An 11,786-nucleotide genomic window follows, 5' to 3' on the forward strand; every position below is an offset into this window, starting at 1 on the left:
TCCAGATCAGCGGGTTGTCCAGCGGAATGCGGGGTGGCGCGGGGATGCGGGTGCTGCGGAGGTCCTGGAGTCGGTTCTGCCTAGCCGCCCTCGCGCCAAGCGCGCCACAGGCGCGCGTACCGGCCGCCCAGGGCGACCAGCGCCTCGTGGGTGCCCTGTTCGACGACGCGTCCGGCGTCCAGTACGGCGATCCGGTCGGCCGCCATCGCCTGCGTGAGCCGGTGGGCCACGAACAGGGTGGTCCGGCCGGCGCAGGCGGCGAGGACGGCCCGCTCCAGCTCGGCGGCGCCCTCGCTGCCCGCCTCGGCGGTGGACTCGTCGAGCACCACCACCGGGGTGCGGCCCAGCACCAGCCGGGCCAGGGCGATCTGGGCGACCTTGGTGACGTCCAGGCGTTCGCCGCCCTCACCGACGGCGGTCCGCAGGCCGTCGGGCAGGCCCTCGACCCATCCGTCGGCGCCGACCGTGCGCAGGGCGTCGGTCAGTTCGGCGTCGGTGGCCTCGGGGGCGGCCAGCCGCAGGTCGTCCGCGAGCGGGCCGGAGAACACATGGGTCTCCTGGGTCAGGATGCTCACCATCTCCCGTGCCCCGGCCTCGTCCAGGTCCGCGAGGTCGTGCGGGCCGACGCGGACGGATCCGGCCTGCGGGGTGCCGATACCGGCGATGAGGGCCGCGAGGGTGGACTTCCCGGCGCCGGTGGCCCCGACGAGGGCGAGGGAGCCGCCCGCCGGGATCATCAGGTCCACGTCGTGCAGGACCGGTTCGTCGGTGTCCGGGTAGGCGAAGGTGAGGCCCTTCACGGTCACCGGGTACGGGGTCGTCCCGGCCGGCGGCTCGCCCGCCGGGGTGCCCACCAGGCGGTCCTCCGCGGCCTCGCCCAGCACCCCGACCAGCCGGGTCAGGCTGGCGCCGGACTTCTGCGCCTCGTCGAAGGTGAACATGATGGAGCCGAGCGGGGTGAACAGCCGGTGGAACAGCAGCGGGGCCGCGGAGACCTCGCCGAGGGTGGCGGCGTCCGCTTCGAGCAGGGCGTATCCCACCAGGATGATCAGGACCAGCCCGATGAACTCGGCCCGGTTCTCCCGGCCGACGAACCGGCCGAAGAGCCGGAACACCTCGATGCCCAGCTCGCGTACCCGCCAGGACTCCGTGGTGACCTTGTCGCGGACGGCGCCTTCGAGGCGGTAGGCGCGGACCGTGTCGATTCCGTTGAGGCCGCTGATCAGGGCCTGCGCGCGGTCCGCCTGGACGGCGCGCTGCCTGCGGTAGAGCGGGGCGGAGCGCGGCAGGTACCAGCGCAGGGCGAGGGCGTAGGCGGGCAGGGCGCCGGCGCCGGCCAGGCCGAGGCGCCAGTCCAGGCCGAACATGCCGAGGGTGGCGATGACGACGAGCACGCCCGCCGAGAACACGGTGGGGACGGCCGTGCGGATGCCCCGGGACAGCACGGCGACGTCGTCACCGACCCGGGAGAGTACGTCGCCCCGCCCGACCTGCTCGACGCGCGCGCTCGGCATGCCGAGCACCGCGCGGACGGCGCCTTCGCGCAGCCGGGCGAGCAGGTCCGCGCCGAGCCGTCCGACCAGGTAGGTGGACAGGGCGGTGGCCGCCGCGCCGAGGAGCGCGGCGGCCACCATCAGGATCCCGGTGCTGACCAGGACGGAGCGGGGGCCGCCCGCGACCACCGCGTCCACGACCCGGCCGAGCAGGAGCAGCGGCAGGACCTGGAGTGCCGCCCCGCCGATCGTCGTCAGCACGGTGGCGGACGTCAGCCAGGGCACTTCGCGGCAGTGTGCCGCGACCCAGCGGGCGGCCTCGCGTCCGGTGGTCGTGCGCAGGGTGGACGTCGGCGGGGCGACGCGCGTGTCGGCGGTGCTCACACCTAACCGGCCGACTTGACGAGCTCGTCGACGGCGTAGGGCAGGGAGAGCAGGGTGCCCTGGGACATGGCGGCGCCGACGGCGGGACCCTCGCTGTCCAGGAGGTAGGAGACCTTGCCGTTCTTCACCGCGTTCAGGTTGGTGAAGAGTTCGAACTTCTTGAGGGACTCCTGGTCGGCCTTGTCGGCGACGACGAAGATGCGGTCGACGTCGACGAGGTCCATGCGCTCGGGCGAGAGCGTGGTGTAGAACTTGCCGTCCGCGATCTTGTCGATCTCGGTCTGGCCCTTGTAGCCGATGCCGGTGATGAGGCGGCCGCGTACGTCGGTGGTGGTGAAGGGGGCGACGGAGTCCTTGTACCAGGAGAGCGCGACGGCGGTCTGGTTGGCGAAGTCCGGGTGCGCCTTCTTGGCCGCGTCCATCTTGTCCTGGATGCCCTTGACCAGCTCGGCGCCCTTGGCCTCCTGGCCGAGCGCCTTGGAGATGTGCAGGGCGTTGTCCTGCCAGGGGGCGCTGAACGGCTCCTTCTCGGCCTTGGTCCGGCCGACGGTCGGGGCGATCTTGGAGAGCTTGTCGTAGGCGGCCTGGTCGATCTCGGAGTACACCGCGATGATCAGGTCGGGGCGCAGGGCGGCGATCTTCTCGTAGTTGGGGCCGGTGTCGCCGTTGTTCATGACGACCTCGGGGCGGGTGTCCCCCCACTTGTCCTTGGTCCAGGGCCACTGGGTGTTGATGTCGGGGGAGGTGCCGGGCGGGTTCGGGTACTGGTCGACCATGCCGACGGGCTTGATGCCGAGGGCCAGGATGGCCTGGTCGTCGGTGTATCCGACGGAGACGACCCGCTGGGGGGCCTTGGCCACCTTGGTGGTGCCGAAGGCGTGCTCGACGGTGGCGGGGAAGGTACCGGCCGCTCCGGTCGTGCCGCCGTCGCTCTTCTTGTCCGCCTGGTCCGTGGAACCGGAACCGCAGCCGGCGAGAAGGCCGGCCCCGAGGGCGGCGGCGGACAGTGCCGCCGCCACTCGCCGCCGGGAGTTCGTACGTACCGTGTGCCGGAGAAGCATCCGCAATCCCTTGCTTTCGTGGCATCCATTGCCGTTCCCGCCCGAGGGCAGGCAAACCCTATCGCGCCGAAGTGAGGCTAGCCTAGCCTTACTTCCGACGTAACTTTGTACGCTCAGCCGAGGTGGACGTGGGTGCGGCCGATCGGGACGATCAGCGGCCGGTCCCCCACCGGGTCCTCGATGACCTTGGCGCGCAACCCGAAGGCGTCCTCCAGCAGTTCGGCCGTGATCACGTCCCGGGGGTGCCCCTGGGCCAGGATCGCGCCCGCCTTCATGACGACGAGGTTGTCGCTGTAGCGGGTGGCCAGGTTCAGGTCGTGGAGGACCATCACCACGGTGCAGCCCGACTCGTGCAGATCGTCCACCAGGTCGAGCACGTCGATGGCGTGCGCCAGGTCCAGGTAGGTGGTGGGCTCGTCGAGCAGCAGCAGATCGGTGCCCTGGGCCAGGGTCATCGAGATCCACACCCGCTGGCGCTGCCCGCCGGAGAGAGCGTCCACCGGCCGGTCGGCCAGATCCGCGACCCCGGTCATCTCCAGGGCCCGTTCCACCACGGCGGCGTCGTCGGAGGACCACTGGCGCAGCCAGCTCTGGTGCGGATGGCGGCCGCGCGCGACCAGGTCGGCCACGGTGAGGCCGTCGGGTGCCACGGGTGTCTGCGGCAGCAGGCCGAGCTTCTTGGCCACGTCCCGGGTCCGGAGCGTGGCGATGTCGTCCCCGTCCAGCACGACCTGGCCCTTGCTCGGTTTGAGCAGCCGGGAGAGGGTCCGCAGCAGGGTGGACTTCCCGCAGCCGTTGGAGCCGATGATCGTGGTGATCACCCCAGGCGGGATCTCCACGTGGAGGTCGTCCATGACGCTGCGGCCGCCGTACCCGACGGTGACGCCTCTCGCCGCGAGGCGTGCGGTGCCGGTGGTCCCGGCTCCGGTCCCGACGATGTGCTGAACGGCCACAGGTCCCCCCGGTGTTGGCGTGCGGCGAGGCACGGGAGCCTGACGCACGAGGTATGAGGTGTGAGGTAGGAGAGTTGAGGTGTGAGGTCGCGGGGCGGGGCGGTCAGCGCAGGTTCGCCCGGACCAGCAGGTAGATGAGGAAGGGGCCGCCGATCGCGGCGGTGATCACACCGACCGGGAGGGTGACCGGCAGTGCCGTACGGGCGATCAGGTCCGCGCCGAGCAGCAGCAGCGCCCCGACCATGCCCGAGGCAACCATCGGCGGCGTCGGGCATTTCGCCAGCCGCATCGCCACCTGCGGCGCCACCAGGGCGACGAAGGGCACCGGCCCGGCGGCGCTCACGGCCACACCGGCCAGCAGCACGGCGCAGAGCAGCAGCACCGCCCGTACGGCCGTGTAGCGGACGCCGAGGCCGGCGGCCACCTCGTCCCCGAGGTGCATGGGTTTGAACTGGAAGGCGGCGGCGGCCACGACGACCACGAGCACGGCCGTGCACCACAGCGCGACGGTGACATCGTTCCAGGAGCGGTTGTCCAGCGAGCCGATCAGCCACGCCTGCGCGCGGGCCACGTCCCGGATGTCGGCCTGGACCAGCAGCCAGGCCGTGACGGCCTCCATCACGGCGCTCACCGAGATGCCGATGAGGATCAGCCGGAAGCCGTCGATCCCGCGCCGCCACGCCAGGAAGTAGACGAGCAGGCCCGTCCCGAGACCACCCGCGAGGGCGGCGCCCGACAGGCCCACGGAGTTGACGACGGCGGCGGCCGCCCCGCCGGAGACCGTCACCAGGAAGACGGCGACCGCGCCGGCGCCTCCGGTGATCCCGAGGATGTCCGGGCTGGCCAGCGGATTGCGGGCGACGGACTGGGTGATGGCCCCGGACAGACCGAGCGCGATACCGACGACCAGTCCGGCGAGGGCGCGTGGCATCCGCAGGTCCATGATCACGAACTGGTCGACCTGCTCGCCGCCGCCCAGGACCGTGGCGATCACCCGGGACAGGCCGATGGGGAACTCCCCCACCCCGATGGACAGGCAGAACAGCAGGAAGGCCGCCGCCGCGAGCAGCAGGGTGACGGCCGCCGGCCACGGCCGCCATACGAACGACACCCGGCCGAGCCGTACGCCCGGTGCCACCCCCGCCTTCGCCGGGCTCGCCGTGCGCGCCTCGTCCGGCCCGATGGCCGTCTTCATCTCGACCCCGCTCATGCGTTCTTGAACTTTCCGCGCCAGACCAGCACCGCGAAGAAGGGGGCGCCGAGCAGGGCCACCACCACCCCCGCGTCCAGCTCGCCCGGCCGTACCAGCAGGCGTCCGGCGATATCGCAGACCAGCAGGACGACCGCGCCGAGCAGGCCCGCGTACGGGACCAGCCAGCGGTAGTCCGGCCCGGTCAGGTAGCGGGCGACATGGGCCACCATCAGGCCGAGGAAGGCGATGGGCCCGCACGCCGCCGTCGCCGCGCCCGCGAGCAGGGTGATGGCGACGATGCCGACGGCGCGGGTCAGCGCGATGTTCACGCCGAGCCCGCGGGCCACGTCGTCGCCGAGGTTGAGCAGGTTGACGGCGGGCAGTGTGGTCAGCGCCAGCAGCAGCCCGGCCCCGACGAAGCCGGCCACGGGCCAGATGACGCCGAAGCCGACGCCGGCCACGGAGCCCGCGTTCCAGAAGCGCAGCGCGTTCAGCGACGCCTGGTCGGACAGGGCGACGGCGGTGGTCATGGCCGCGAGGAACACGGTGACCCCCTGCCCGGCCAGGGCGAGCGTCAGCGGATTGCCGGCGCCCCGCCCGATGCTCGCCAGCCCGAACACGAAGACACCGGCGACCGCCGCGCCGAGGAAGGCGAACCAGACGTACTGGAAGGGATCCGCGAGCCCGAACACGGCGATGACCGTCACCACCGCGAACGAGGCCCCCGCGTTGACGCCGAGCAGGCCGGTGTCCGCGATCGGGTTGCGGGTGTAGCCCTGGATGAGGGCGCCGCCGACGCCCAGGGCCACCCCCGCCACGACCGCGAGCACCGTACGGGGCACGCGCACCGTCTGCACGATGAGTCTGATGTCGGTGAGCCGCTGGTCCGGTTCGGGCGCGGCGGTCAGCCCGTGCCACACCTCTCCGGGGGTCAGTGCGCGGGCGCCGACGGCCAACGACACCACCACCGCGCCCACAAGGAGGGCGAGGAGCGTGAGTGAACCCACAACTCGCCGCCGACGGAGCGCTGTTGTGCCCTGGGGCACGGGGCGCTCGACTGCAATCGTGCCCATGTCGCTGTACGTTACCCTTCGATCCCCCGGTGGAAGCACGCTCGGCGGAACTGCCGCCGCGAGCGGCTAGCGTGCGCTGTGCCCCGTACCGTCGGCCACGGTACGGACCTCGTCGGCGTCGGATTTGAGGCCGCGGCCGACGAGCGAGTCCAGGATCTCCCCGACCCTGACGGCGGTGTTGGACAGCAGGGACGAGGTGATGCCGTGCGTGTGCTCGGTCCCGCCCTGCACGTAGATGCCGCAGCGTAATCCGGGGTCGGTGGCGATGCGGTAGTCGCGCTCGAAGCGGACGCGGCCCTCGGCGTCGCGCAGGCAGCGCTCGGCGACGTCCCCGAGCAGGCCGAGGGGGTCGGCGGGGCGGTAGCCGGTGGCGAAGACCACGACGTCGGCGTCGAGGGGGGTCTCCTCGCCGGTGACGAGGGACTGCACGGTGGTGTGGACCGTGCCCTGCGCCTCGCGGACGCCGGTCAGGCGGGAGACGTTGAGGAAGCGGAGCCGTTCGGTGCCGAGCACCTTCTCCTGGTACATCTGCCGGTACAGGTCGTCGATCAGGTCGATGTCGACCACGGAGTAGTTGGTGTTGCCGTGGTAGTCCATCAGCCGGCGTTTGACGTCCTCCGGGGCGGCGAAGAACTCGCCCACCGCCTCCGGGTCGAAGATCCGGTTGGCGAAGCTGCTGTCGTCGGCGGGGCTGTAGCCGTAGCGGGAGAAGACGGCGCAGACCTCGGCCCGCGGGAAGCGGCGGTGCAGATAGGCGACGTTCTCGGCGGCGCTCTGCCCGGCCCCGACGACGACGAACCGGGAGGGTGATGTGCCGCCCAGGGCCTCGACCTTGGTGAGCAGGTCGCAGTTGTGCCAGACGCGGTCGGTGCGTTCGACGCCGTCCGGCATGAGGGGGCGCAGCCCGGTGCCTATGACGAGGTTGCGGGCGCGGTGGAGGGCCAGCCCCTCCCCCGAGCGGACGGTGACGTCCAGGTACTCGACCGCGCCGTCCTGGACGACCGGTGTGATGCCGACGACCTCGTGGCCGTAGGAGACCATGTCGTCGACCTTGCCGGCGGCCCACTCGAAGTAGTCGTGGAACTCGACCCGCAGGGGGAAGAGGTTCTTGTGGTTGATGAAGTCGACCAGCCGTCCCCTGCTCTTGAGGTAGCACAGGAAGCTGTAGTCGCTGGCCGGGTTGCGGAGGGTCACGAGGTCCTTGAGGAAGGACACCTGCATGGTGGCGTCGTCGATGAGCATTCCGCGGTGCCAGCCGAAGCGCGGTTGCTGCTCGAAGAACTGGGCGGTGATCACCTCCTGCCGGCCGACACGTGCGTTGTACTCGCTGACCGCGATCGCCATGGCCACGTTGGACGGCCCGAAGCCGATGCCAATCAGATCGTGGACCACCGGGGCGTCGCCAGGACGAGCCTGTGCCATGTCACTCCCATCGTGCGGGGGGCAGCCGCCGCGCCGGGCGGGCGCGCGGCGGTCGGTCGGGCATCGGGAAGCGTGGGGCCGGCGAACCGGGGAAGGGGAAAGGGGGATGCCCGGAAACCGGGCACGCCGACGGAGCCGGCACCCGGAACTTAGGCAAGGCTAAGCTGATTTCGCGGTGGCTGTCGATAGACAAAACGGACAGGCACCTGCGGAACCACCTCCTCCATGGCCCAACTCTCGTACAAACAGGCGGCATTGCGGAGTAAGGCAAGCCTTGCTTTACTCACTTTCATCCAGCCCCCTGCTTCGAGGAGGAAGCCCATGCGGGTCGTCATGTTCGGTTACCAGACCTGGGGGCACCGCACCCTTCAAGCCCTCCTGGAGTCCGAGCACGACGTGGTGCTGGTCGTGACGCACCCCAGGAGCGAGCACGTCTACGAGAAGATCTGGAGCGACTCGGTGGCGGACCTCGCCGAGGAGCACGGCGTCCCGGTGATCCTGCGCAACCGCCCGGACGACGACGAGCTGTTCGAACGGCTCAAGGACGCCGACCCGGACATCATCGTCGCCAACAACTGGCGTACGTGGCTCCCACCGCGCGTCTTCGGCCTGCCGCGGCACGGCACGCTCAACGTCCACGACTCCCTGCTGCCGAAGTACGCCGGCTTCTCGCCGCTGATCTGGGCGCTGATCAACGGCGAGACGGAGGTCGGTGTCACCGCGCACCTGATGAACGAGGAGCTGGACGCCGGCGACATCGTCCGCCAGGAGGCCGTCCCGGTGGGCCCGGCGGACACCGCCACCGACCTCTTCCACCGGACGGTCGACCTGATCGGCCCGGTGACGGTCGGCGCGCTCGACCTGATCGCGTCGGGCCGCACGGACTTCGTCCGGCAGGACCGGAGCGAGGCCAGCTTCTTCCACAAACGGTCCGTCGAGGACAGCCGCATCGACTGGACCTGGCCCGCCGAGGACCTGGACCGTCTGGTCCGGGCCCAGTCCGAGCCGTATCCGAGCGCCTTCACCTTCCACAAGGGCCGGCGGCTGGAGGTCCTGTCCGCCCGCGTCTCGCAGGGCCGCTACGGAGGCACCCCCGGCCGCATCTTCTACCGCGAGGGGGAGGGCGTGGTGATCGTCGCGGGCGCCGACGCCCGCACGGGCCGCAACCACGGCCTGGCCATCACCCGCATCCGCACGGAGGACGGCCGCGAGCTCCCGGCGGCGGAGTACTTCACCGCGATGGGCGGCTACCTCACCACCCACCCCTGACCACCCTGGGCGTGGCCGGGGCCGAGGGAGGGCTTCCGGTCACGCCGTGGACCGTGCGGATCCGCGCAGGCGGCCGTATCAGTGGAAGAGCATGGACGCGTCCCCCGCCGGGGTGGTCACCGAGCCCGGACACAGGAAGCTGCCCGAGGTCTTGGTGGCGGTGAAGGCGCGGTTCACGTACGTGCGGGTCGTCGTGTCCCGGTCCCACACGAGGTTCGTCGCCTTGTAGCGGCAGGAGATGAAGCTCTGCTTGCCGGTGATGTCGATCAGGTCGGTGCGTGCCGTCCCGGCGGCGTCGTCGAAGGTGAACGCGGGATTGTTGTTGAGGGTGGCGGTGATGCCTCCGCCGCAGGCCAGGTTGCCGCCGGGCGCGTTGACCGTCGTACGGTCCACCGTCAGCGCGCTCGGGGGTGCCGCGCTCGTGGACGCGTTGCTCCAGCTGCAGCTGTTGCCGGCGACCACCATCACGCCGTCGGCCTTCTGGTCGGCGGCGCTCGCGGCGGCGCTCTGCGCGAGGGCGGTGCCGGTGCCGGCGAAGGCGGCCGCGAGGGCCAGGGCCGCGGCGGCGGCGATCCGCGCCGGGCGCGTGCCGTGAGGGGTGGGGGTGCTGGGGACGATGTGCCTCATGGTTCGCTCCTCCATGCCACGTACGGGTGGGGGTGGACGAGGCGCTGAGCCTCACCAGGGGGTGCGGAGTGCGTGCCCGGAGAGTCCCACAGCCGCCGTGAACTGTCAGGAGCATGTCAGCTCGCTCCCAGAATTTGGCCGGAATTACCGTCCAGTAGGCCCATGGCCTCCCCACCGGGTCCGCCCCCGCCGGGGCGCGCACAATGAGTGGAGACCTCGACCGAAGGGGGTGCCATGCCGCCCGAGCAGCCCGGAGGCACGGACAGCCCCGGTCCGATCCGCTCCGAGCCGGGATCCCTGCTGGGCCATGTGCCCGTCGCCGTCTTCGGCGTGGACGAGGAGGAACGCCTCCGCTACTGGGGGCCGGGCGCCCGCCACCTCTTCGGCTACGAGGCCGAGGAGGTACTGTCCCGCCCCGCCTCGCTGCTCTTCCCCGACTCCGCACCCGGCGCGCCCGGCCCCGCCGCCCGGCTGCTGGAGCGCGGCCGCACCCTCGGCTACTGGCGCGCCCGGCTGCCCGCCCGGCACCGCGACACCGGCGTCTTCGACTGCGGCTTCCGCGTCTTCCCGGTGGCCGGCACCTCCGGCGACTCCGTGGTCATGGGCCTGGCCAGCCGGGGCGACGAGCTCGACCGGGTCAAGACGAACCTGGTCTTCCTCGACGCCCTCTTCGAGACCTGCCCGATCGGCCTGGTCATGCTGGACGAGGAGCTGCGCTACGTGCACCTCAACCAGGTCCTGGCCGATATGGACGGCCTCCCCGTCCGCGACCACCTCGGCCGCCGCATGACCGAGATCATGCTCACCTCCGACGGCGGCGAGTACGAGCGCATGCTGCGCGCCGTCGCGCGGGACGGCAAGCCCCTGGTCGGCGCCCTGGTCGGGCTGCGCACCCCGGGCCGACCCGACCGCGACCAGGTCCGCTCGGTCAGTTTCTTCCCGCTCAGCGGAACCGGCGACACCCGCACCGGTGTGGGCGGCCTCCTCGTCGACGTCACCGACCGCGAACAGGCCCTGCTGGAAGCCACGGCCGCCCGGCAGCGGCTGGACCTGCTGGACCGGGCCGCGGCCCGGATCGGCACCACCCTCGACCTCCAGGTCACCGCGCGCGAACTGGTCGACGCCGTGGTCCCGGAGTTCTGCGACGCCGCCGTGGTGGAACTGCTCGACTGGATCGACGAGACCGAGCCCTTCGACCCGGAGCTGCCCCTGCTCACCCGCCGCATCGCGGCCCGTACGACGCTGCCGCCGCCCGGACCCGAGCTCGTGGGCGGCCGCGAGCTGATCACCTACCCGCCCGGCTCGGGCATCCACCAGATGCTCGGCACGGGCCGCCCGCTGCACGTCGTCGTGGACGAGGGCTTCGCCACCCGGACCGCCGCCCACCAGCGCCGGGCCCGGCTGCTGCTCGACAGCGGACTGCGGTGCCTCGTCATCGCCCCGCTCGTCGCCCGCGGCACCGTCCAGGGCATCACCATGTTCGGCCGGGCCGACGGCCGCCCGGCCTTCACCGAGGAGGACGGCACCCTCGCCGGCGAGCTGGCCTCCCGCGCCGCGCTCTGCCTGGACAACGCCCGCCTCTACGGCCGGGTCCAGGACATCTCCCTCACCCTCCAGCGCGCCCTGCTGCCCAGCGCCATCACCTCCGGCGCCCGGGTGGCCGTCGCCCACCGCTACCTCCCGGGCAGCCGGATCACCGAGGTCGGCGGCGACTGGTACGACGTGATCAGCCTGCCGGACGAGCGCGTGGCCCTGGTCGTCGGCGACGTCATGGGGCACGGCGTACCGGCCGCCGCCTCGATGGGCCGGCTGCGCATCACCGCCAAGGCCCTGGCCACCCATGTCCCCGACCCGGCCGTACTGCTCGCGGAGCTCGACCGGTGCGCGCGGGAGGCGGGCATCGAACTGGCCACCTGCCTGTACCTCGTCCACGACCCCCGCACCGGCCGCGCCCGCATCGCCAACGCCGGCCACCCGCCCGCCCTGATCCGCCACCCCGACGGCACGGTGGCGACGGCGGGCGAGGGGCTGGGAATCCCGCTCGGGGTGGGCGGCGTACCGTTCCGCTCGGTGGACGTGGATCTGCCCGAGGGCGCGGTCGTGGCCCTCTACACGGACGGCCTGGTCGAGTCCCGCGGCGAGGACATCGACTCGGGGATCGACGCGCTGCGCGAGCGGGTCCGTACGGTGACCGGGCCGCTGGAGGAGAACGCCGACCGCATCCTCACGGACCTGCTGCCGGACGGCGCCTCCGACGACACCGTCCTGGTCCTGGCCCGCATCCTTCCGGCCGGGTGACTCCGGGGGGCCGA

At 72.0% G+C, this 11,786-nt stretch carries 9 protein-coding genes; 2 read left to right on the plus strand and 7 right to left on the minus strand.

What is annotated here, in order from left to right:
• Nucleotides 1–80: 80 nt before the first annotated feature.
• The 6 genes from ABZ873_RS21985 to ABZ873_RS22010 all read right to left on the minus strand — a co-directional run bounded on the left by ABZ873_RS21985 (nt 81) and on the right by ABZ873_RS22010 (nt 7,578).
• Complete coding sequence (locus ABZ873_RS21985; RefSeq protein WP_360874632.1) at nt 81–1,877, minus strand: ABC transporter ATP-binding protein; 1,797 nt, start codon at nt 1,875–1,877, stop codon at nt 81–83.
• A 2-nt stretch (nt 1,878–1,879) separates the two neighbouring features.
• Nucleotides 1,880–2,938: an iron-siderophore ABC transporter substrate-binding protein gene (locus ABZ873_RS21990; RefSeq protein ID WP_360874635.1), complete on the minus strand. Its 1,059-nt coding sequence runs from the start codon at nt 2,936–2,938 to the stop codon at nt 1,880–1,882.
• A gap of 113 nt (nt 2,939–3,051) precedes the next feature.
• The gene (locus tag ABZ873_RS21995) at nt 3,052–3,891 is read right to left on the minus strand and encodes an ABC transporter ATP-binding protein (RefSeq protein WP_360874638.1); all 840 of its coding nucleotides are present in this window, start codon (nt 3,889–3,891) and stop codon (nt 3,052–3,054) included.
• Between the two features lie 103 nt (nt 3,892–3,994).
• Nucleotides 3,995–5,086: an iron ABC transporter permease gene (locus tag ABZ873_RS22000; protein WP_360874701.1), complete on the minus strand. Its 1,092-nt coding sequence runs from the start codon at nt 5,084–5,086 to the stop codon at nt 3,995–3,997.
• Between the two features lie 11 nt (nt 5,087–5,097).
• Nucleotides 5,098–6,156, minus strand: coding sequence for an iron ABC transporter permease (locus ABZ873_RS22005; protein WP_360874641.1), 1,059 nt, complete (start codon nt 6,154–6,156; stop codon nt 5,098–5,100).
• 66 nt (nt 6,157–6,222) lie between these two features.
• Entirely contained in the window at nt 6,223–7,578 is a 1,356-nt protein-coding gene (locus ABZ873_RS22010) for a lysine N(6)-hydroxylase/L-ornithine N(5)-oxygenase family protein (protein ID WP_360874644.1), read from the minus strand.
• Between the two features lie 321 nt (nt 7,579–7,899).
• On the opposite strand from ABZ873_RS22010, the gene ABZ873_RS22015 reads away from it, so the two are divergent.
• Nucleotides 7,900–8,847, plus strand: a complete 948-nt coding sequence (locus ABZ873_RS22015) for a methionyl-tRNA formyltransferase (protein WP_360874647.1) — start codon at nt 7,900–7,902, stop codon at nt 8,845–8,847.
• A 78-nt stretch (nt 8,848–8,925) separates the two neighbouring features.
• Here the strand turns inward: ABZ873_RS22015 and ABZ873_RS22020 are convergent, their stop codons facing one another.
• Nucleotides 8,926–9,474 carry a hypothetical protein gene (locus ABZ873_RS22020; protein WP_360874649.1) on the minus strand — a complete coding sequence of 183 codons (549 nt, stop codon included), beginning with the start codon at nt 9,472–9,474 and terminating at the stop codon, nt 8,926–8,928.
• 234 nt (nt 9,475–9,708) lie between these two features.
• On the opposite strand from ABZ873_RS22020, the gene ABZ873_RS22025 reads away from it, so the two are divergent.
• Nucleotides 9,709–11,772 carry a SpoIIE family protein phosphatase gene (locus ABZ873_RS22025; RefSeq protein ID WP_360874652.1) on the plus strand — a complete coding sequence of 688 codons (2,064 nt, stop codon included), beginning with the start codon at nt 9,709–9,711 and terminating at the stop codon, nt 11,770–11,772.
• Nucleotides 11,773–11,786 lie beyond the last annotated feature (14 nt).

Origin of the sequence: Streptomyces sp. NPDC047014, from assembly GCF_040644195.1 — a bacterium.
Classification (GTDB): Bacteria; Actinomycetota; Actinomycetes; order Streptomycetales; family Streptomycetaceae; genus Streptomyces.

Bases quoted from the DNA above. Each gene is read 5' to 3' on its own strand.
- ABZ873_RS22000 (WP_360874701.1), bottom strand. From the start codon at position 5,086: ATGAAGACGGCCATCGGGCCGGACGAGGCGCGCACGGCGAGCCCGGCG.
- ABZ873_RS21990 (WP_360874635.1), bottom strand. From the start codon at position 2,938: ATGCTTCTCCGGCACACGGTACGTACGAACTCCCGGCGGCGAGTGGCG.
- ABZ873_RS22020 (WP_360874649.1), bottom strand. From the start codon at position 9,474: ATGAGGCACATCGTCCCCAGCACCCCCACCCCTCACGGCACGCGCCCG.
- ABZ873_RS22015 (WP_360874647.1), top strand. From the start codon at position 7,900: ATGCGGGTCGTCATGTTCGGTTACCAGACCTGGGGGCACCGCACCCTT.
- ABZ873_RS22025 (WP_360874652.1), top strand. From the start codon at position 9,709: ATGCCGCCCGAGCAGCCCGGAGGCACGGACAGCCCCGGTCCGATCCGC.
- ABZ873_RS22005 (WP_360874641.1), bottom strand. From the start codon at position 6,156: ATGGGCACGATTGCAGTCGAGCGCCCCGTGCCCCAGGGCACAACAGCG.
- ABZ873_RS22010 (WP_360874644.1), bottom strand. From the start codon at position 7,578: ATGGCACAGGCTCGTCCTGGCGACGCCCCGGTGGTCCACGATCTGATT.